Source organism: Pseudomonas sp. Irchel 3H7 (assembly GCF_900187605.1).
Lineage (GTDB): Bacteria > Pseudomonadota > Gammaproteobacteria > Pseudomonadales > Pseudomonadaceae > Aquipseudomonas.
The window spans coordinates 1-21,200 of sequence record NZ_FYEA01000015.1 but is presented as its reverse complement, the minus strand read 5'-3'; the positions used below and the strand labels follow the sequence as shown (position 1 = coordinate 21,200).

At 59.9% G+C, this 21,200-nt stretch carries 17 protein-coding genes; 6 read left to right on the top strand and 11 right to left on the bottom strand.

The window, feature by feature from the left end:
• Positions 1 to 89: 89 nt before the first annotated feature.
• Entirely contained in the window at positions 90 to 1,001 is a 912-nt protein-coding gene (locus CKW38_RS25595) for a LysR family transcriptional regulator (protein WP_095114184.1), read from the bottom strand.
• 108 nt (positions 1,002 to 1,109) lie between these two features.
• Positions 1,110 to 1,700: an NAD(P)H-dependent oxidoreductase gene (locus CKW38_RS25590; protein WP_095114183.1), complete on the bottom strand. Its 591-nt coding sequence runs from the start codon at positions 1,698 to 1,700 to the stop codon at positions 1,110 to 1,112.
• Positions 1,701 to 1,884: 184 nt separating this feature from the next.
• Here CKW38_RS25590 and CKW38_RS25585 point away from each other — a divergent pair, with 184 nt between their 5' ends.
• On the top strand, positions 1,885 to 2,199 hold the full coding sequence (locus CKW38_RS25585; protein ID WP_095114182.1) for a putative quinol monooxygenase: 315 nt from the start codon (positions 1,885 to 1,887) through the stop codon (positions 2,197 to 2,199).
• On the opposite strand, the gene CKW38_RS25580 is transcribed toward CKW38_RS25585, so the two are convergent.
• Positions 2,189 to 2,953: a sulfite exporter TauE/SafE family protein gene (locus tag CKW38_RS25580; RefSeq protein ID WP_095114181.1), complete on the bottom strand. Its 765-nt coding sequence runs from the start codon at positions 2,951 to 2,953 to the stop codon at positions 2,189 to 2,191. The genes CKW38_RS25585 and CKW38_RS25580 overlap by 11 nt on opposite strands.
• Before the next feature lie 234 nt (positions 2,954 to 3,187).
• Here CKW38_RS25580 and CKW38_RS25575 point away from each other — a divergent pair, with 234 nt between their 5' ends.
• From CKW38_RS25575 to CKW38_RS25560, 4 genes are all read left to right on the top strand, one after another.
• Positions 3,188 to 4,069 (top strand): LysR substrate-binding domain-containing protein, encoded by an 882-nt coding sequence (locus CKW38_RS25575; protein ID WP_095114180.1) that lies wholly within the window; start codon positions 3,188 to 3,190, stop codon positions 4,067 to 4,069.
• Between the two features lie 45 nt (positions 4,070 to 4,114).
• A complete protein-coding gene (locus CKW38_RS25570; RefSeq protein WP_095114179.1) occupies positions 4,115 to 4,690 on the top strand; it encodes an NAD(P)H-dependent oxidoreductase in 576 nt (191 codons plus the stop codon).
• Between the two features lie 47 nt (positions 4,691 to 4,737).
• Complete coding sequence (locus CKW38_RS25565; RefSeq protein ID WP_038357439.1) at positions 4,738 to 5,109, top strand: MerR family transcriptional regulator; 372 nt, start codon at positions 4,738 to 4,740, stop codon at positions 5,107 to 5,109.
• Positions 5,110 to 5,216: 107 nt separating this feature from the next.
• Entirely contained in the window at positions 5,217 to 5,567 is a 351-nt protein-coding gene (locus CKW38_RS25560; protein ID WP_016770579.1) for a cupin domain-containing protein, read from the top strand.
• Positions 5,568 to 5,730: 163 nt separating this feature from the next.
• On the opposite strand, the gene mmsB is transcribed toward CKW38_RS25560, so the two are convergent.
• Entirely contained in the window at positions 5,731 to 6,633 is a 903-nt protein-coding gene (gene mmsB, locus CKW38_RS25555; RefSeq protein WP_095114178.1) for a 3-hydroxyisobutyrate dehydrogenase, read from the bottom strand.
• A 9-nt stretch (positions 6,634 to 6,642) separates the two neighbouring features.
• Positions 6,643 to 8,169, bottom strand: coding sequence for a CoA-acylating methylmalonate-semialdehyde dehydrogenase (locus tag CKW38_RS25550; protein WP_095114177.1), 1,527 nt, complete (start codon positions 8,167 to 8,169; stop codon positions 6,643 to 6,645).
• A gap of 149 nt (positions 8,170 to 8,318) precedes the next feature.
• Here CKW38_RS25550 and CKW38_RS25545 point away from each other — a divergent pair, with 149 nt between their 5' ends.
• A complete protein-coding gene (locus CKW38_RS25545; RefSeq protein WP_095114176.1) occupies positions 8,319 to 9,266 on the top strand; it encodes a LysR family transcriptional regulator in 948 nt (315 codons plus the stop codon).
• On the opposite strand, the gene CKW38_RS25540 is transcribed toward CKW38_RS25545, so the two are convergent.
• From CKW38_RS25540 to recC, 6 genes are all read right to left on the bottom strand, one after another.
• A complete protein-coding gene (locus CKW38_RS25540) occupies positions 9,263 to 9,757 on the bottom strand; it encodes an OmpA family protein (RefSeq protein ID WP_095114175.1) in 495 nt (164 codons plus the stop codon). The two genes, CKW38_RS25545 and CKW38_RS25540, sit on opposite strands and share 4 nt — an antisense overlap.
• A gap of 5 nt (positions 9,758 to 9,762) precedes the next feature.
• Entirely contained in the window at positions 9,763 to 11,031 is a 1,269-nt protein-coding gene (locus CKW38_RS25535; RefSeq protein ID WP_095114174.1) for a diguanylate cyclase domain-containing protein, read from the bottom strand.
• Positions 11,028 to 11,603 carry a YfiR family protein gene (locus CKW38_RS25530; protein ID WP_007911622.1) on the bottom strand — a complete coding sequence of 192 codons (576 nt, stop codon included), beginning with the start codon at positions 11,601 to 11,603 and terminating at the stop codon, positions 11,028 to 11,030. Before CKW38_RS25530 ends, CKW38_RS25535 begins: the two co-directional genes overlap by 4 nt.
• A gap of 119 nt (positions 11,604 to 11,722) precedes the next feature.
• Entirely contained in the window at positions 11,723 to 13,831 is a 2,109-nt protein-coding gene (gene recD / locus CKW38_RS25525; protein ID WP_095114173.1) for an exodeoxyribonuclease V subunit alpha, read from the bottom strand.
• Positions 13,828 to 17,517, bottom strand: coding sequence for an exodeoxyribonuclease V subunit beta (gene recB / locus CKW38_RS25520; protein WP_095114172.1), 3,690 nt, complete (start codon positions 17,515 to 17,517; stop codon positions 13,828 to 13,830). Before recB ends, recD begins: the two co-directional genes overlap by 4 nt.
• Positions 17,514 to 20,966 (bottom strand): exodeoxyribonuclease V subunit gamma, encoded by a 3,453-nt coding sequence (gene recC, locus CKW38_RS25515; protein WP_095114171.1) that lies wholly within the window; start codon positions 20,964 to 20,966, stop codon positions 17,514 to 17,516. The genes recB and recC overlap by 4 nt, the downstream gene beginning before the upstream one ends.
• Between the last annotated feature and the right edge of the window lie 234 nt (positions 20,967 to 21,200).

Below are 21,200 nucleotides of genomic sequence, written 5' to 3'. Positions count from 1 at the left end.
CGTGAGTAAGTGATGGGACGAGTATCTGCCCGTGAGCCGGAGGGAAAAACCCGCCCCTGCCCAATTCACTCTTGCGCAGAGGTCACGAATCAGCCCTTGAAATCAGCGCTGGCGTAGGCGGCGAGTTTGCTCTGGATAAAATCGAGGAAGCACTGAATGCGCAGCGCCAGTTGCGAGTTACGGTAGTACACGGCGTTGATCGGTTGGCGATAACCGCTGTTGAATTCGCCAAGCAATACTTTCAGGCGCCCGGCACGGATGTCGTCGATGGTCATGAAGTGCGACAGACAGGCGATGCCCTGCCCTTCCAGCGCCAGGTGGCGCACGGTCTCGCCGCTGGAGGCGCTGATCGCTGGGGTGATTGGCCAGCGGTCACCGTGCACGTAGCGCAGCGGCCATTGGTTGAGGCCTTCGTTCTGGGTGAAGCCGAGCAAGGTGTGTTCGCTCAGGTCGGCGACTTGCTGCGGCGCGCCGTGCTTTTCCAGATAGGCCGGGCTGGCGACGATCAGCAGCGGACTGCAGCCGAGCGAGCGCGCGTGCAGCGTCGAATCGGCGAGAGTGCCGATGCGGATGGCGACGTCGGTGCTTTGTTCCAGCAGGTCAATGATCAGGTCGTTGCTGTTGAGTTCGAGCTGGATGTCCGGATAGAGGCGGCGGAATTCGTCGATATACGGGACCACCGCGTGGAGCATGAACGGCGATGCGGCATTGATCCGCAAGCGCCCGGACGGGGTTTGCTGGCGCGAGGACAGGCGTTCTTCGAGTTGATCCATTTGATCGAGAATCAGCTTGGCCTGCTCGAAGAAATACTTGCCCTCCTCGGTCAGGTCCATGCGCCGCGTGGTGCGGTTGATCAGCGTGGTATCGAGCTTGGCTTCCAGCTTCGACAACGTGCGACTGACCGCCGACGGCGTCTGCCCGACCTGTTCGGCGGCGGCGGAAATCGAACCGCATTCGATCACGCAGACGAAAATCTGCAACTCATCGGATCTGGCTTTCACGGGTGTCCTCTTTGAAATCGCCAAGATCGCAGATGACTGCAACGCGCTGTAGGAGCTGCCGCAGGCTGCGATCTTTTGCTGTTACCACCGATAGTAGCCCGAAACCATTCAGGCCTTGAGACCAAACACCTCGGTCAGATGCTGTTCATAGCGCGCCACATCAGCCTCGATGTTCGGGCGTTTCATCACGTCGACACAGAGGAACGTCGGCAAACCGGTCATGCCCAGAAACTCATTGGCCTTGTGAAACGGGAAGTACACCGCATCCACGCCTTTGGCTTCAAAGAAATCAGTCGGGTCATCGAAGGCTTGCTGCGGTGCGTTCCAGGTCAGCGACAGCATGTATTGCTTGCCCTGAATCAGACCGCCACTGCCGTACTTCTGCGACGCGTCGGAACGGGTGCGGCCATCGCTGGCGTAGAGGCTGCCGTGGCCTTCGGTGAAGACTTCGTCGAGGTACTTTTTCACCGTCCAGGGTGCGCCCATCCACCAGCCTGGCATCTGATAAATGATCACGTCGGCCCAGAGAAATTTCGCCACCTCTTCGGCAGCGTCGTAGCCCTCGTCGATGAAGGTGGTTTTGACGTCGACACCGCCGCGATCCAGCACGCTCAGTGCAGCCTCGTGCAGGGTGGTGTTGTAGCGACCGTCGGAGTGAGCGAATTTTTTACCGCCATTGAGCAACAGCACTTTTTTCATGAGAAAGCCTCGGCGCAGCCATTGGGCTGGGTGGAGAAGAGAAATGGGAATGGCGGCAGATTAACGATCCGCCTCGCGCGGAATAAGCCGGTTTTGCGCAAAATACATTTGATTAAAAAGCACGAATCGAATGCCGATTGTTGCCATAGCATTTGCGGCCATCAGAATTTGAGGAGTTGCCGCGATGAGTGAACGCCAGGGTTTTATCCTGCACGCCAAGACCCGCCCGGAAAAAGCCGAGGCCTTCGAGGCGCTGTTTCGCGCCTACGTTGAGCCAAGTCGCGCCGAGCCGGGCTGCATCGAGTACCACATGCTGCGCGACAAGGAAGATCCGTCGCTGTTTATCTTCTACGAGATCTGGGCGTCGCAAGCGCATCTGGATGTGCATTCGAATCTGCCGCACATGAAGGCGTTTTTTGAACGGCGCATGGATTATCTGGAGCGTGATTTTGATATCCGCCAGATCGAGATGCTCAGCGAAGCCTCGGCTAACCGCTGATCAACAAATGGGCGCCGAGCGCGCCCAGACCGATAAAGAACACCCGCTTGAACAGCACGGCGCTGATGCGTTCGCGCAGCCATTGACCAAGCAACATGCCGAGAATGGCCGGGATCAGCGCCAGCAGCGAAGCGCTTAGTTCGCCGCCACCGAGCGCGCCACGCCAGAGCAATCCAGCGGCCAATGCCAACGTTGAAACGGTGAATGACAGGCCCAGCGCCTGCACCAGTTGATCGCGATTCAAGCCAAGCGCTTGCAGGTATGGCACCGCCGGAATCACGAAGACGCCGGTGGCCGAGGTGATGACGCCGGTGATCAAACCGCACGCCGGGCCGAGCCAGGTTTCATGACGCGGCTGGATGCGCAGTGTTGGCAGAAACAAGCCACTCAACGCATAGAGCAACAGCGCCGCGCCCAACCCGCGCACCAGCCAATGCCCGCCCGCCATGCCGATCGATAACGTGCCGATTGCGGTGCCGAAGAAGATCATCAGCAGCATCGGCCACAGGCGTTTGATCAATCCTTTCAGATGACCGCCGAATGCCAGTTGCCAGACATTGGTCAGGGTGGCCGGGATGATCAGCAACGCGGCTGCCTGCGACGGCGCCATAGCCAGACCGAGCAGCCCCATGGCAACGGTCGGCAGGCCGAGGCCGATCACGCCTTTGATCAGGCCGGCGAGGATGAAGGTCATGATGACCAGCATAGACAGGGCCAGGCCGAGGTGTTGGTAGAAATCTGTGAGTGTGTGCATGGCGCTACTCTGCGCCAGTCAGGGTTGGCTGAAAATCTGCCATATACTGAGGCTGCCTCTCTCCTGACAAGAGGCTGATATTTTTTTGAAGCTGTTGGCCTCATCGCTGGCAAGCCAGCTCCCACAGTTTTTTTTGTTGTTCACACATTTTGAGATCAACACTGAAACCTGTGGGAGCTGGCTTGTCAGCGATGGGGCCAGCCCAGACACCACAAAAACCAGAGGCTGCCAATCATGCACTTCGACCTCACCGACCTGCGCCTCTACCTGCACATCCTCGACACCGGCAACATCACCGCCGGCGCCGCCCGCAGCCATCTCTCGCTGGCAGCCGCCAGCGCCAGAATCCGCGCCATGGAAGCCTCACTCGGCACCGATTTCCTCGAACGCGGCCGACGCGGCGTCACACCGACGCCGGCCGGAAAGGCGCTGGCCCAACACGCGCGCATCCTTCTGCAACAAGCCGAACGCCTGCAGCAGGATCTGGCCGACTATGCCCAAGGTGTCAAAGGTCAGGTGCGCTTGCTATGCAACACCACGGCGATCACCGAATACCTGCCGGAAGTACTCGCGGACTTCCTGCGCGATCATCCCAATCTCGACATCGACTTGCAGGAACTGCCCAGCGCGCGCATCACCCACGCCTTGCGTCAGGGTGCGGCGGATTTAGGGATTGTGTCCGACGCAGTGGACACCAGCGACCTGCATACCCAGCCATTTCGCGACGATCCGCTGGTGCTGATTCTGCCTCTCGACCACCCATTGTCTGACGCCACTGAGGTCAGTTTCAGCGACGCTTTGCACCATGACTTCGTAGGACTCAGCGCCGACAGCGCTCTGGCGATTTACCTGGAGGAACAAGCCCTGCACAGCGGCGCGCGAATGCAGGTGCGTATCCGTGCCGACGGTTTCGATGGCGTAATGCGCATGGTCGGCCGTGGCGCCGGGCTGGCCATCGTGCCGCTGGCCGCCGTCGAACGCGCGGGGCAGCGCTCATTCAACAGCGTGACATTGAACGAACCCTGGGCGCGCCGCACGTTGATGCTGTGCGCCAAGGATTTCACCGCCCTGCCCGGTTACGCCAAAGCCCTGCTGCACGCCTTGACTCTCCCCTAAGGGGCAGACTTCATCCTAGGCTTTTCTTCAGCACGGACAACGACGATGGGCAAACGCATTCTGCTGATTCTCGGCCATCCATCCGGCGCCAGTTTCTGCGCCGCACTGGCCGAGCGTTACGTCCAGTCAGCGATCGACGCCGGCCACGAAGTTCGTCAGTTACGCCTCGGCGAACTGGATTTTGACCCGGTGCTGCGCGAAGGTTATCGACAGATCCAGGCGCTGGAAGAGGCCTTGAGCGTGGCGCAGTCCGACATCCTTTGGGCCGAACACCTGACGCTGGTTTACCCGATCTGGTGGGGTGGCATTCCGGCGTTGCTCAAAGGCTTTTTTGACCGAGTATTCCTGCCCGGTTTCGCCTTCAAATACCGTAAAGGCAAAGCCTTCCCCGATAAGCTGCTGAAGGGGCGCACCGCGCATTTACTGGTGACCATGGACACGCCGCCCTGGTACTACCGCTGGTTTTATCGCATGCCCGGTCTGCATCAGGTACGCAAGACCACGCTGGAATTCTGCGGGATCAAACCGTTGCGCACCCTGACGTTTGGCCCGGTTCTTGGCTCAAGTGACCACCAGCGAAAAACTTGGCTACGGCAGGCACAGGCTATCGCCGCTCACTGACTCTGCTGATAATGCTGCGCGCTGTTTCCCACTGAAAAAGGACTTTTATGTACATCGGCCAAGCCGCGCAACGCTCCGGCACCACCATTAAAAGCATCCGGCATTACGAATCGATCGGCCTGCTGCCCAAGCCCCGGCGGCAGGGCAATTACCGCCTCTACGATCAGCAGACCGTCGAGTTGCTGGTGTTCATCAAATGCGCCAAAGACATGGGTTTTCGTCTCAAGGAATTGCAGGTGATTTTCGCCGACCATCAGGGTGAGGCAATGCCTTGGGCACGTGCGCAGCAGGCTATCGAAGCGAAGAAACGCGAAATCAGCAACACCCTGGCCGAACTCACCCGGCAATTCGCGCAACTGGAGGTATTCGAATCCAGCCTCGAACAGGCCCGAGCCGAATGCCCGCTGGAAAAACTCTGAGCCTGCGCGCGTTTCTGAGCAGTTCGATGTCGACCCCAGACAACTGAGCACTGACCGGGCGCTATAGGGTGCGAGTTCATTTCTCAAGCCCACTGCCCGGAGTCCTCATGACCGCGACTGCCCCTATCACTGTTCTGCGCGACACCCATCCGCTGCCGGTACTCGATGCCTGCAAATGGGAAAAACTCGAAGGCGACCCGCACACCGTTAACCTCAACGCCTACACCAGCGAAGACGGCAGCAAGATCATGGGCACGTGGATCTGCACACCAGGCAAGTGGCGCGTTGATTATGTGAAGTGGGAGTACTGCCATTTCCAGGAAGGCTACTGCGTGATCACCCCGGACGGCATGGCGCCGATCCATTTGCGTGCCGGCGATATTTTTGTGGTTGAACCGGGCATGAAAGGTACGTGGGAAGTGGTTGAGACTGTGCGCAAATATTTCGTGTTTGCCTGATGCAAAAAAGCCGGGAGATCACCCGACGTGATTTCCCGGCAAACAATGTCTGATACACGCAACTCCCCTGTGGGAGCGAGTCTGCTCGCGAAAGCGCACGTTCAGTCACTTCCTCGTTGAAGCCACCGCCGTCATCGCGAGCAGGCTCGCTCTCACAGTTTGTTCAGCGCTGTCCTTCTATTGCAGGCTTGCGATAGCTGTTGATGATCGCCGAGAAATCTTTGCCGCCATCCCCACGCTGACTCATCGCCTGATACAACTGCTGCGCCACCGCGCCGAGCACCACCGGTTGGTGCGCCTGACGCGCCGCTTCGGTCGCCAGCCCCAAATCCTTGAGCATCAGTTCCGCACCAAATCCACCGGTATAACCGCGCGAAGCCGGCGCTGTTTCGACGATGCCCGGCCACGGGTTGTACATTTCCGAACTCCAGCAGCGCCCGGTCGAACTGTTGATAATCCCGGCCAGCACAGTCGTGTCGATGCCCAGTGCATCGCCCAGCGCCATCGCCTCGCTGACGCCGACCATCGAAATCGCCAGCAGCAGGTTGTTGCAGATCTTGGCGATCTGCCCGGTGCCGACTTCACCGCAATGCACAATGTTGCGGCCCATTTGCGCCAGCACCGGTTGCAGGGTGGCGAACAGTTCCGGAGTGGCGCCGACCATGAAGGTCAGCGTCCCCGCCGTTGCACCGCCAGTGCCACCGGACACCGGCGCATCGGCCATGGCCACGCCTTGTTTCGCCGCAGCCGCTGCCACATCGCGGGCCGTCTGCGGATCAATGGTGCTGCAATCCACTGCCGGCACACCTTGGCGAATACCAGCCAGCACACCGTCCTCACCGAGCCAGACACTGCGCACATGCACCGCGGCCGGCAGCATGGTGATCACCAGTTCGGCATCCTCGGCCGCTTCACGCGCCGAAGCGCGAATGGTCCCGCCCAGTTGCTCCAGCTCCGCCAGCACGGTTTTGTTCAGGTCGACCAGACTCAGCGAATGGCCGGCCTTGATCAGGTTGCGCGCCATCGGCGCGCCCATGTTACCCAGACCGATAAATGCGATTTTCATGGCCGTTCCTCAGCGCAGGTTGATGGTGGTGTTCACGCCGTCGTTGACGCTGTCGTCATCGAACCAGCGCGCCGTGACCGTTTTGGTCTGCGTGTAGAACTGCACCACTTGCTTGCCGTACGGGCCGAGGTCGCCGAGTTTCGAACCGCGCGAACCGGTGAAGCTGAAGAACGGCACCGGCACTGGAATCGGGATGTTGATACCGACCTGACCGACGTCGATTTCGGTCTGGAATTTACGCGCCGCCGCACCGCTCTGGGTGAACAGACCCGTGCCATTGCCGAACGGGTTGGCGTTGACCAGCGCAATCGCCTGATCGAGGGTGTCGACTTCCAGCACCACCAGCACCGGGCCGAAGATTTCCTGGGTGTAGATCTGCATGTCGGTGGTCACGCCCGAGAACAGGGTCGGGCCGACAAAGTTGCCTTGCTCGTAACCCGGCACCTTGATGTCGCGACCGTCCAGTTCGAGCTTGGCGCCTTCTTTGATGCCGCTTTCGATCAGGTCGAGAATCCGCGCCTTGGCTTTTTTCGAGATCACCGGACCGACATCGGTGCCCGGCTCGCTGCCGGCGTTGACGGTGAGTTTCTGCGCCAGCGCTTTCAGATCCGGCAACCATTGTTTCGCCGCGCCGACCAGCACCACCACCGAGGTGGCCATGCAACGTTGCCCGGCCGCACCGAAACCGGCGCCGACCAGCGCATTCAGCGCTTGCTCGCGATTGGCGTCGGCCAGCACCACGGCGTGGTTCTTCGCGCCCATCATCGATTGCACGCGTTTGCCGTGCTTGCCGGCCAAGTCGTAAACGTGGGTACCGACAGCGGTCGAACCGACGAAGGACACGGCTTTGATGTCCTTGTGCGTGCACAGGCCATCGACCACATCTTTACCGCCATGAACCACGTTCAACACGCCCGCCGGAACGCCGGCCTCAATCGCCAGCTCGACCAACAACATGGTCGACAGCGGATCCTGTTCCGATGGCTTCAAGACGAAGGTGTTGCCGCAAGCGATGGCCATCGGGAACATCCACAGCGGAATCATCGCCGGGAAGTTGAACGGCGTGATGCCGGCGCACACTCCGATTGGCTGGCGCAGGGTGTAGGTATCGACACCGCCGGCGACGTTCTCGGCGAACTCGCCCATTTGCAGGCTGCCGATCGAGCAAGCGTGCTCGACCACTTCCAGGCCACGGAAAATATCGCCCTCGGCGTCGGCAATGGTTTTGCCCTGCTCGGCGCTCAGGACCACGGCAATGCGTTTGGAGTGTTCGCGAATCAGCGCTTGCAGCTTGAGCATGATGCGCATCCGCGCGCCGATCGGGGTCAGTTTCCAGGTCTGGAAGGCGCGCTGTGCAGCGCTGACGGCGGCATCCACTTCTGCGGCAGTGGCAAACGGCACTTTGGCCAGCACTTGCTGGGTCGCCGGGTTGACGATGTCGTGCCACTCGGTGGTCTGCGACTCGACCCATTCGCCATTGATCAGCAGCTTGACCTTCTGGACCGTGGTTTCGTTGGGCGTAAGCGATGCGTTCATGCTGGTCTCCGAAACTTGTTTTTATCGTAGGAGCCAAGGCGAAAGGTTCGCCTTGAGATGAGGCGTGTGTCACGAATTGGTTGTCGGACTGTTTTTGGAGTATAGATGTGCAAACTTCTAATAAGAACGCACATATAAGCCCGTCCATCATGCAAAAAAACATCACCTCGCTAGGCTCGCTGAACTGGGACGACCTCAAGTTTTTCCTCGAAGTCGCCCGCACCCGCAAGGCCAGTACCGCCGCCAAACGGCTGGCTGTCGACTACACCACCGTGTCGCGGCGGATCAGTTCGCTGGAAGCGGCATTGGGCACTTTGCTGTTCGAGAAGTCGCGAACCAGCGGCTTCGTCCTGACCACCGAAGGCCAGCGTTTGCTCGGTTATGCCGAGTCGATCGAAAGCACATTGCACATGGCCTGCGAGCAGGTGTCAGGCTCCGGTGTAGCGTTGTCTGGGCATGTGCGCATGGGTTGCACCGAAGGCTTCGGCAGTTTTTTCATCACCCCGCAGCTGAGCCATTTCGTCGACGCCTACCCGGCGATCTCGGTGGACATCCTGCCGCTGCCGCACTTCATCAGCCTGTCCAAGCGCGAGGCCGATATCGTCATTGCTCTGGAACGCCCGGAGCATGGACCGTACGTCTGCTGCAAATTATGCGACTACCGTTTGCAGCTCTACGCAACCCAGGACTATCTGGACCAACACCCACCGATCCGCCGCCCGGCAGACTTGGGCAAGCATCAATTCATCAGTTATGTGGATGACCTGGCGTTCAGCTCGGAGCTGCTCTACCTGGCGAATGTGCTGCCCGGTGCCAGCGCCAACTTGCGCAGCACCAGCGTGATCGCACAGTTTGTCGCCGCGCAGCAAGGGCGTTCTCTAGCGATTCTGCCGTGCTTCCTCGCCGCTCAGGATCCGCGCCTGCTGCCGGTACTGCCGGAGGAAATCGACATCACCCGGCAGTTCTGGATGTACTGCCGGGAGGATCTGCGCAAGCTGAAACGGATCACCCTGTTGTGGGACTACATCCGTGAGGTGACTGAGCGAAATCAGGATCTGTTGATGGGCAAGACGCGCGAAATGCAGTTCGCCGACTAGTCGGCGCTGACCACAATCGAGACCCGGCGATTTTCCGTGCGACCGGCCGCCGTATCATTGGACGCTACCGGCTCTTTGCTGCCCAAGCCCTGCAACTGGATGTTCTCTTGTTTCATGCCGACCGTGCCCAGCACGCTGGCGACACTCTTGGCACGGCGCAGCGACAGTTGCTGGTTGTAGGTTTCCTTGCCTGATGCGTCGGTATGACCATCGACGCGCACGCGCTCGATGCCGACACCCAGCAATGCCTTGCCGATGCGTTCGACGATCTCGGTGCTTTGCGTATTCAGGCTTTCGACGTCGCTGCCAAACAGCACTTTGCCGGACAGGCCAAACTCCCAGCCCTCGTCGGTCAGCTCAAAGCCCTGTTGCTTGAGGACCGCGACTTGCGCCGGGGTCAGGCCTTTTTGCGGCGCTGTCTGGCAACCGGTCAGGGCCAGAACGGCGATCAACAGCACAGCGTAAAAAGATCGAATCGACAGTGTGAACACGAGAGTCAGCTCCTGGTTTGAACGGAATCGACCGGGTGCTCCGCCCCGGCCGTGAATTGGGCGCCGCGCGACAGGCGCTTGGCTTGATACATCGCCGCGTCGGCAGCATCAAGCAAGGCCCCGGGCGTAGCGCCATGATCGGGAAAAACCGCAATGCCGATACTGAGCGAGGTCACCACACTGGTGTCGCCCGGCAGCGCGATGGGCATGTCCATGCTGGCGAGAATCTTGTCGGCAATACGCTCGGCATCTTCGACCTTGTGCAGCGGCGTGAGCAGCACGGCGAACTCGTCGCCACCCAGCCGCGCCACCAGATCTTCTTCGCGCAACTGCGCACGAACGCGATTGGCCACCGCCACCAGCACCGCATCACCGGCGGCGTGGCCGAAGTTGTCATTGATGCCTTTGAAGCGGTCGCTGTCGAGAAACAACACGGCAACGCGCTCATCGTGTTTGCTGGCATTGCGCAACGCGCGGATCAAGCGTCCTTCGAAAAACGCTCGGTTTGGCAGACCGGTCAGGCTGTCGTGACTGGCCTGGTGAGCGAGGGTTTCGTTTTCGTTTTGCAGATGGGTTTGCCACGACTCCAGTTCGTCGAGCAAGGCGTTGAAGTCATTGCCGAGGTTGTCCAGCTCAGCGATCTGCGCCGGTGGTACACGGCGGTCCAGCGCTCGTTCGCTGCGTGCGGCGTGGGCCACGGCGGCCAAGCTGCGCAAGGGGCCGGTGATTCCGCGTAACTGGAGCCGCGCCAAGTAGAGCGCGACCCAGGCGCTGATCGCGGTACAGAGGATGATTCCTGCCAGACCGCTGAGCAGAAAACGCATCAGGCTGCCGCCATGACCGGTGAGCAGTACACGACCGATTTCACGGTCCTGATGCTCGATCGGCAGGCTGATGGGTTTTTCCAGGACGGCGCGGGTGATCTGCATTTCCAGCTCAGAGAACAAACCGTTTTCCGGGCGTTGCCAATGCGCGAGCAGTTGTCCCTGGCTGTCCAGTACCTGGGCATCAGCGACCTCTTCGGCAGAAGCAATCAGCGCCAGCGATTCGTTGGCGGCCGTCTTGTCGTTGAACACTACTGCGGCTTCCACGGTGTAGCTGATCGAACGGGCGATCAAATGCAGGTTGTGATCGGCATAAACCCGTAACGCCAGTACGCCGAGCAACGTCAGCGAAACACTGGCCATCGCCACGCCCACCAGTGCGACCGTCAAATGCCCTCGGCCAATGACCGAACCCAGCGTTGGGCGGCTATTCGATCTGAACAGGTTCATGGTGCCGCCGGTTTGCGACGCGACAGCTGCAGCACGCTGGGGTGAATGCGCACGCCGCTGCGGGCAACGGAGTCGAGATTGACCTCGAAGGACACTTGCTCATCGCCAACGCGCAGACAGAACAGGCTACCGACCGTGCATTGATCGCCACCTTCGCTGATGCTCAGTACTGGATGACCAATCAGCGAAGCGAACAAACGAGTGCGTTCATCCGCCGTAAGTTTGCCGATGTACACCGCATCGCATTCGCTGACGATCGCCGGGTTGTCGGCCAGCAGGCGACGTACGGTGACCGGCCGGCCAGTGGCTTGCGTGGTGCCTTTGACCAAGTCGTCGGTGTATTCGGTGGGGCCGACGATGCACAGGCGCAATTGCGCCGGCTCCACCGGCCAGCGCGCGTAGCTGAGAATGCCAAGAACGACCTGAGTGACAGATTTGGCCCGTTGTTCGGCCATGCCCGTCGGCGCTTGCGACTGTGCGACAGCCGCCCCCGTCAACAACCAGAGCAGACCGACAAGCAACGCGTGCTTGCAGACAACTACGCGCCCTGTCGCCCAGACAGACACCTTCATGCAGGGATTCTCTTGGATCGTAGCGAAATGATGCCGCAACGATAGCACAGCAGTGAAACACCAGCGAGACAGTGACCACTGACCGGTTGGTCAGTAATCGCCACCCATCGTCGGGATTCTCACCTCGCGGGCACGCCCCCTTCCTCCAGTTCCAGCATCAGCCCGCTCAGGCGTTTGACCTTTCGCTGCACCGCTTCCTCAAATACCCCCGGCCGGGATTCAATCAGGGTGAACCAATGCTTGGCCCGGGTGATGCCGGTGTAGATCAATTCTTTGGTCAATACCGGGTTCAAGGCGTCGGGCAGGATCAGCGCGGTGTGGGCAAACTCCGAGCCCTGGGACTTGTGCACCGTCATGGCGTAGACGGTTTCGACGTCATTGAGCCGGCTGGGCAATACGAAACGCACGCCGCCCTGGCCATCGTTGCGCGGGAACGCCACGCGTAACACCGGTTTGCCCGCGTCGGGTCCTTCGCGCTCGGGCAGCTTGAGGGCGATCCCGATGTCGCCGTTCATCAAGCCCAGACCGTAATCGTTGCGAGTCATCAGGACTGGCCGACCTTCGTACCATTGCTGATCGCTTTCGATCAGACGGGCCCTCAGCAGCGCGGCGGTGATCCGTTGATTCAGACCTTCAACGCCCCATGGCCCTTTGCGCACTGCACACAACAGCTGAAATGTATCGAACGCCTGCAAGACTTCGCGGGCCCAAATAATCCAGTCCGGATGTTCGAGGGGTCTGCCCGACGGTGGACGCTGATCACGCAGAACACTCAGATAATGGCGGTAACCCTGCGGGCCGTCGCCGTGCCCCTCCAGCAACAGGCGCTCCAGTTTATGATCCTGTTCGCCCTTGAGCGGCAACGAATACACATCGTCATAGTGCCCGGCCGCGAGCAACTGACGCGCTTCATCCGGCAGCTGCTGATTGACCCGACGCGCGAGCTGACCGATCCCGCTGCCCTCGCCGAAACGCCGGGAGTGACGCAGCATGACCACTTGCTGGGCCAGCGGGTGAGCACCCTCGACGTCTTCATGCAAGCCACTGTCCTGCAGCGACTCACCGCTGACCGATTCCAGCCACTGTCGGGTCTGCGGGTTGTACCAGCCACCCTCGGCATCCCGGCACAAATCGCCTAGCACTGCGCCGGCCTCAACAGAAGCCAATTGATCCTTGTCACCGAGCAACACCAGTCGTGCATGGGCTGGCAAGGCATCGAGCAGATTGGCCATCATTTCCAGGTCGATCATCGAAGCTTCGTCGACCACCAGCACATCCAATGGCAGGCGATTGCCTGCATGATGCCGAAAGTGCCGGGTGCCGGGACGACTGCCCAGCAGACGGTGCACGGTGGTGACGTCGCAAGGGATCTTCGCCCGCACCTCTTCGCTGACTTTCAGCGACTGCACTTGTTGGCTGATGGACTCGGTCAGCCGCGCCGCAGCCTTTCCCGTCGGTGCCGCCAGACGAATCCGCAGCGGATGACCGGTGGCGACTGCCGGCGCTTGCAGCAGAGCCAGCAACCGCACCACTGTGGTGGTCTTGCCAGTGCCCGGGCCGCCGGTGACGATGCTGAAGGCGCCACGGGTCGCGATGGCACAGGCGAGTTTCTGCCAGTCGATCACCTCACCGGTTCTCGCTGATCCGAACAACTCATTCAACCGCTGCGGCAGATCGTCCGGAGTCGGCTCGACTTGTTGCAGACGCTCGCGCAACGCCGTGTCGATGCGCCGTTCGTAGGTCCAGTAGCGTCGCAGATACAGGCGTTTGCCCGACAGCACCAGCGGGCGTTGCTCTGCGCTATCACGGGTGTCCGCCGCCAGTGCGACCAGGGAGCTGCTCGCCAGAACCTTGCACCAGTGAGCGCCATCGAGCGCCTCGAGCAATTGCGAAGGCAGCAGCAACACACCACCTTGCACGTCTCCTTCGGGGGGCAGCGACAGCGCGAAGTCAGGAGCTTTCAGGGTCTCGTACAGATCGAGACAGACATGACCGTGGCCAAGTTGATGACTGGTCAGGGCGGCAGCGAGCAGCACCAGCGGATCCGTATCGCGCTCGAGTTCGTGAAGGAACGCGACGAATGCTTTGTCCAGCGCACGCAGCCAGCCACGCTCGACCCAACGAGTGAGCAAGATCAACAGATCATCGGCGCTGGTCAGCGGCGAAAGCCTCGACAGGCTGTCGGCTGCCAGCGGCGTGGGGAGCAGATCGGCAAAGGTGCGGCTCATAGCAGGACTCCCTGTTCCCAGGCGGGCTCGGTCTTGGGTTCAGGTTTCCCTTGAAACATTCGGTCGAGACGCTCGATCAGCTCACGTGGCGGCCGGGCGAAATACACCCCGCGACTGTCAGCACGTGTGCCACGCAGGAACAGATACAACGCGCCGCCGACATGCCGGTCGTAATCGTAATCAGGCAGTCGTGCCTTGAGCTGGCGATGCAACGCCAACAGGTACAGCACGTATTGCAGGTCATAACGGTTGTCGAGGATCGACTGTTCCATGGCCTGCTCGGTGTAGGCCAGGTCGTCCACGCCGAGCCAGTTGGATTTGTAGTCGGCCACGTAGTAACGGCCATTGTGTTCGAAGGTCAGGTCGATAAAACCTTTGAACATGCCGTTGAGTTGCACCGGTTCTGCCGCCACACGGGCCACGCCCCTGTGAGTGTGCTGCCGCACCAGTTCGTCGAGTTTGACTACATCGACCTTATGGCTGGCGAACCAGAATTCCATCTCGACCCGATACTGCTTCAGTTGCTCCAGAACAACTGGCGGCTGCCCACCTGCAATCGGCAATGGCGACTGCAGTAAATGTTGCAGCCAGTCACTCAGAGTATTGATCCAGCCCTCCCAGCCGCGCAAATTGCAGCGCCGGGCAATCGCATCTTCCAGCGCTTCGCGGGAAACGGCGAAGCCGTCGTCACCGGCCCATTCCAGCAATCCGTGAAGAAACGTTCCCGGATTGGGACCGCGCGGGAAGCGGTGGATATCGGCACCGCCGGCAATGATGTCGCGCGGCGCGTCGGGATCAAGGCGTTCGTCATCAAACAGCTTTTGCGCTTGCGGGCTGTCCGGTGCTTCATCGCTGCCGATACTCAACACATCGCTGATGCGCAGAGCGCTGTAGGAGGCGATCCACCAGTTTTCGCTGGCTTTGCGCTTGGGCAGCAGTGTCGCACTCAGCACGGCATCGTTGCGCGGGGGCTGGTAATGCTCGTCGGTGGGTTGGGGCATTTCATCGATATGGATAGCCGGGCAATCCTGTTGCAGGTCTTGAAGCCAGCGTTTCAGTTCGCTGGACTCGCCAAGCGATGCGCCACCACCAAGCAGATAACCCAGCGCCGACAGGTGCAGCACCGAGCTGTTGTTATTGCCCCGTTTGAGATCCGTCACGCCTAACCAGCAGGCATGTTGTGCGCGAGTCAACGCAACGTAGAGCAAGCGCAAGTCTTCGGCCAGACGCTCATCGTCCGCTTGCGCTACCAACTCGGCAGTTGGTTTCAGGCTCACCTGAGCCCTGCCCTCGGCGTCGTGATAATGCAGTGGCAAGCGACTGCCATCCACGGGTTTTGCCGAGCAAATGAACGGCAAGAACACCAATGGATACTCCAGGCCTTTGGACTTGTGGATGGTCACGACCTTGACCAGTTGCTCATCACTTTCCAGACGCAGAATCTGCTCTTCGCCGGCCTGGCCGGACACTGCCAACAATTCGGCCAGATGGCGAATCAGCGCTTGTTCACCGTCCAGTTCCGCAGCCGCTTGCTGCATCAACTCCGACAAGTGCAAAAGGTTGGTCAGTACACGCTCGCCATCGGTGCGTTTCATCAAGGTTTGCGGCAGGTGGAAGTCGTGCAGCAGGCGGCGCAACATCGGCAGCACACCTTGCTTGCGCCATAGCTCGCGATAGCCACGGAACTGCATGACCCGGGTTTCCCAGACCAGTTCGTCCTGGTTCAGACGTTCCAGCTCGGCCAATGGCAGGTTCAGGGTGATACAGGCCAATGCGGCTTTCAGGGAGCGCTCGACATCCGGCTCGGCACAGGCCTTGAGCCAGGACAGCAGATCGTGAGCTTCTTGAGCCGCGAATACCGAATCCTTGTCCGACAGATAAACGCTGCGCACACCTCGGGCGGCGAGTTCAGCGCGTACGGCCTGGGCTTCTTTGCCGTCGCGCACGAGAATCGCAATGTCGGACGGCCTCAGACCTCTGAAGTCTTTGCCGTCCTGAACAAACCCCGCGTCAGCGCTTTGTCCGCCATTGAGCAGCGCGGTGATTTCGCTGGCGCACGCCGCTGCCAATTGCTGGCGATAGACCACGCCGGACAGTGGCTGGTCGCTGGACAAGTGCCAGACATTCAACGCTGCGACTTCCTGCCCGGCAACCTGCAGGCGTTCCTTGCGGCCCTGAGATTCCACGGGCAGGAACGGCACCGGGTTGTCGCCGTTTTTCTCGCGGAACAAAAACGCGCCGCGTCCCTGCTCTCGGGACTCGGCGCGCTCGAATACATGATTGACCGCGTTGACCATGCCATGGCTGGAGCGGAAGTTGGTGCCCAGTGTATGCAGTCGGCCAGTGGTGGCCTGACGCGCGCGCAGGTAGGTGTAGATGTCTGCACCGCGGAAAGCGTAGATCGCCTGCTTCGGGTCACCGATCAGGAACAGGCCGGTCTCGGGACTGTTCTCTTCGATGCGATAGATGCTTTCGAAGATTCGATACTGCACCGGATCGGTATCCTGGAATTCGTCGATCAGTGCGACCGGGAACTGCTCGCGAATCAACGTCGCAAGACGTTCGCCTCCGTCGGATTGCAGAGCGGCATCAAGGCGCAACAACATGTCGTCAAAGCCCATCTCGGCGCGACGCCGCTTCTCTTCTTCAAAGCGTGCGCCGACCCATTTGGCAGCATGTTGCAACACAGCGGCATCGGGGGTCGGCAATGCATCGAGGCTCGACTTGAGCTTTGACATGGCATCCAGACCCGGGTGACCTGGAGCCTGGCCTTTCCACGCTTCCGCCATCCCGTCGGGGGTCAGTCGAGTGAAACCAGTACCGATATCCAGTTGCTCCAAGGTCTCGTCTTCGGCCCATGCCTTGAGCTTTTCGAACCACGGCTCAAAGTAACGCGCCTGCATCTTGCGCCCGTCGACGGTTTTGCTCGCGACGCCTTGCTGGCAAATGGCGAGCAATTCGTCTGCCCACTGGCGCCAGGGCATTTTCAGTTCGATCAACGCCACGCGGCGTTCTTGCAGACACTCATCTATAAGCTCCGCAGGCGCCTTGCCCTCGTCGCTGTCACGCTCACTGGCGAACAGCCCGCGCACGCGAGGCAATAACGCCGCCGGCCCCCCCCAATTGCTGCGAACCCAATTCAAGGCATCGCCCTGCATCGGGTAACAGAACAGTCGCCAGTAATCGCGCAGCACTTCGCCGAGCAAGTCGCTGTGATCGGTTTCCAGGGATTGGGTGAACAAGCTGCCGCTGTCGAACGCATGCTCACGCAACATGCGCTGACACCAACTGTGGATGGTTGAGACGGCGGCCTCGTCCATCCACTGCGCGGCGACATCGAGGCGGTTGGCACAACCGGGCCATTGTTGGGTGTCGAATTGGTCACGCAATTCGGCGATCAATGCATCGGGCGCAGCCGTTTCGTCACGAAAGAATCGAGCTGCCTCAGCCAGACGCGTACGTATGCGCTCACGCAGCTCCTTGGTCGCGGCATCGGTGAAGGTCACCACGAGAATCTGTGGTGGCAGCAATTCGCGGCCGAATCCACTCGCCTCGTCACCATGTCCGAGGATAAGCCGCAGATACAAAGCCGAGATGGTAAAGGTTTTACCGGTACCGGCACTGGCTTCGATCAACTGGCTGCCCTGTAGGGGAAAGGCCAGTGCGAGGGGTGTCTTTGTACTCATGCGCGAGTCCCTTCGGTGGACAGCGAACGCCAAGGCGCTTCAAACAGAGGGCGATACAACGCGTCGCACCAACCGGAGAATGTTTCGTCCTCCAGCAATGCATCGAAGTCGGCGTATTGCCGGGACAACGCCGGGCTCTCGCGGCGCTCACCTTCGCTGGTCTGCCCGTCACCTTCATACGCTTTACGTGCCACGGCTTCGGCCTTCAGAGGGTCGGTCTGGGAAAGCCACGCAAAAGCGGTTTTTACCGCGATTGGCAGTGGCTGTCGCATGCCTGCCTGCCAGGCGAGGAGCAAGTCGCCAAGAAAACGTATCGCCCGTGCTGGCTCCATGGGTTCAAGCAGCAAGGTATCGTCGCTGGCGACCAATGCTGTCGTCAGCGAAAGTCCACTGGCGCAGGCCACCAGATGATTGATCCAAGGCTTGGTCAGGCGATGCCATTTGCGGCTTTTGATCGAGCCAATGCTGTTGGGAATGGTCGTGACCGACAACAGGCCACCGTCGGTGCGCTGGTGCAAACCGGCAAGCCAGCCTTCAAGACGCAAACCCTGCAACTCTAGATTGATCGGCATCGCACTGTTCAGAGGGGTCGGCCAGAGTGTCAGCAATTGTTGATAACGCTGCAGCAAATCCGGCAAAGGTTCGATCAGCTCTCGTTGCAGGCACTCGCCGAAGCCGGCCATTGGCAGCAGACCGCTGTTCTGCAGACGGCGGGCCTGGGCAGTCAAAGCCTGATCGACATTGTCCGGCTGCCTGAGAGCGGCTTCGAGCAGGCTGTCGCTGAGCGTATAGCGCTGCAATGCGTCCAATACGAAGGGTTCTTCGTCAGCCAGCGGTGCTTCGGCAGCCTCGAAATACACCTTGAGGCGCTGGGTGAAAAAATGCCGAACCGGATTGCGTAAAAAATCCTGCAACAAAGCCAGGCTCAACGGCTCCTCCTGCACATAAGGGGTAAGTAGCTGAGTTTCGTTTTGAGGCTCATGCTGTTGATGCAGAACCTGCCATTCGCTGGCATAGCTGAAGAGTTGATCGCCGTCATGAAAATAGCGCGCACTGAACGGTTGCAGCGGATGCTCTTGCGTCATGGCACTTAACAGATCACCGCTTTCGTCGAGCAATCGCCAACCGCTGGCGAGGTGATCGCGCAACTGGCCGATCAACACGGAAGCCGGTCGTTCACTGTTGTCGCGAATGCTGCGGCCGACCCAACTGATGTACAGCTGATTGCGCGCTGACAAAAGTGCTTCGAGCAAAAGATAGCGGTCATCTTCACGCCGCGAACGATCTCCCGGACGGTAGTCGCTGCCCATGAGGTCGAAGTCCAGCGGCGGCTGCGCCCGTGGATAGTCGCCGTCGTTCATTCCCAGCAGGCAGACCAGTTTGAACGGAATGGCACGCATGGGCATCAGCGTACAGAAGTTCACGGCGCCAGCCAGAAACCGCTGAGACAATCGCCCTTGGTCCAGCCCCGCGAGCCAGGCTTCACGAACCACGGTCAGTGGTAGCTCATCCGTCAGACCGACGGCCTCACACGTTTCCAGCCAGGTTTCGCGCAGTTCCTCGAGTTGGGTCAACAAATAATCGTCATGCTCGTTACTAGCCTTGAAGAACAGTTGCATCAGCGCCTGCAAACGGTATCCCCACTCCTTGGGTTGAGCGGGTTGGGTGAGCTGTTGGTGGGCAAGTTCCAGGGCATCGAGCAAAGCCACCAACGGCCCGATGAGTGCGGCGTCGAGTCCGCCGATCTCATCGTAGGGTTCAATTCCTTCACACGCATTGGCACTGCCGACGGCGTAACCGAGAAGCATGCGGCGCAGACCAAAATGCCAGCTGTTTTGCTCTAGTTCGTCGGGTAACCCCAGGCCCGCGCGTTGCTCGGCGTTCATGCCCCAGCGCACGCCCGCACCTTCGATCCAGCGGTGCAGTGTTGGCAGGTCGCGCTCTTCCACACCAAAACGCGCGCGAAGTGCGGGAACGTCGAGCAGGTCGAGGATTTCACTGACCGGGAAACGACTGTCGGGAAGCTTGAGCAGGTGTTCGACTGCGATCAGCAGTGGATCGCGGCCGCGCTGCCCCTGATCGGCCAATGTGAAGGGTATGAATCGCGGATCATGGCGATCAAGCTGACCAAATACTGCGCGGATATGCGGTGCGTAGCTATCGACGTCAGGCACCATCACGATCACATCGCGCGGACGCAGATGCGGGTTGGCACTAAAGCGCGCGAGAAGCTGGTCGTGCAGTATTTCAACTTCACGTTGAGCGCTGTGGGCAATGTGAAAACGGATCGACTCGTCCTTTGCCAGATCGACAGCAGGCCAATGTTCACGTGTTTCGTTGAGTGGGCGCAACTCCAGGATATCGTCCTGTAGTTGATTGAGCAGATTGTGTGGTTGAGTTTCGCTGAACAGGTCTATGCGGCCATCGCGAAAAGCCGCCCGATAGCTATTGGGATCGTCATAGCTGTCGAGCAGGTTTATGTAGTCCCGGCCTTGTTTGCCCCACGCAGCCAACAGTGGATGGGCGTGTTGATGCAGCGTTTCAGGGTCCAGCACTGCGGGCATTCCAGTCTTGCGCGATTGCCGTTTGTATTGATGCCGCAGCAGATCTTTGTCGGCGACAATATCGGCCCAGTGGTGCCGGCAGGGGTTGTGTACACACAGCAGGACCTGACTGAAACGCGCAAGCCCGGCCAGCGCCTCAAGCACTTGGGCTGGCAGTGAAGAAATCCCGAAAACGATCACTCGCGATGGCAATCCCGCAGGCGCTTCGGTGAGGTTGTTGATGCGTTCGATAAAGCGTTGATGAACGCCGGCACGACTCTGCGCCATACCTTGCTCGCCCACGTCATCCAGCAGCGCACGCCACAGTTCTGCCTGCCAACAACTGGTCGGGGGCAGTGGCTTTACTTCTCCCCTGACGTTGCGCAGTTGATGCCGACCTTCGGCCCAGTCTTCAAGCCAGTCGGCCCGGTACACCTGATATTGGTCGAACAGATCCGCCAGGCGTTCGGACAATTGATAGCGTTTGCGCAGGTCGGCGTCGTGGGTAAGGAAGCGTTGCAATGGCTCGAAATGCGGGCGATCAATGACCTGTGGGAGGAGGCGCATGAGACGCCAGGTCAGCGGGGCCTTATCGAGCAGGGATTTGGGAGGAATCTCATCTCGGCCTAATACCATGCGATAAAGCTGCCACATGAAACTGCCCGGCAGTTGCACATCAATCGCCGCCGCAATGCCGCAACCTCCGAGATCGTCGTCCTCTGGATCTTCAGCCAAAGCCAATTTGAGCCACTGGGCAATACCGTTGCTCTGCACCAGAGCGATTTCGTTTTCCAGCGGGGCCAGTGGATAGCGCCGCATTATGCTGATCACAAGGCTGCGCAGCTCGTCCAGGCTATTGCTCTGGACCACCATGAATGCAGCGTTGAGGGACTGGGCGTCCGGCATAAGGGTTTCCTTGGAGAAGTACAAAGCCAGGGCAGAACCTTAGCATTGTCGGCAGGGTATGACAGCCGGACGGCGTCCGTGAATGCTGTAAGAACTTTCCTGCGGGCAAAACAAAACCCCAACTGCTTTCGCAATTGGGGTTTCGGAATTTAATCTTGACGATGACCTACTCTCACATGGGGAAACCCCACACTACCATCGGCGATGCATCGTTTCACTGCTGAGTTCGGGATG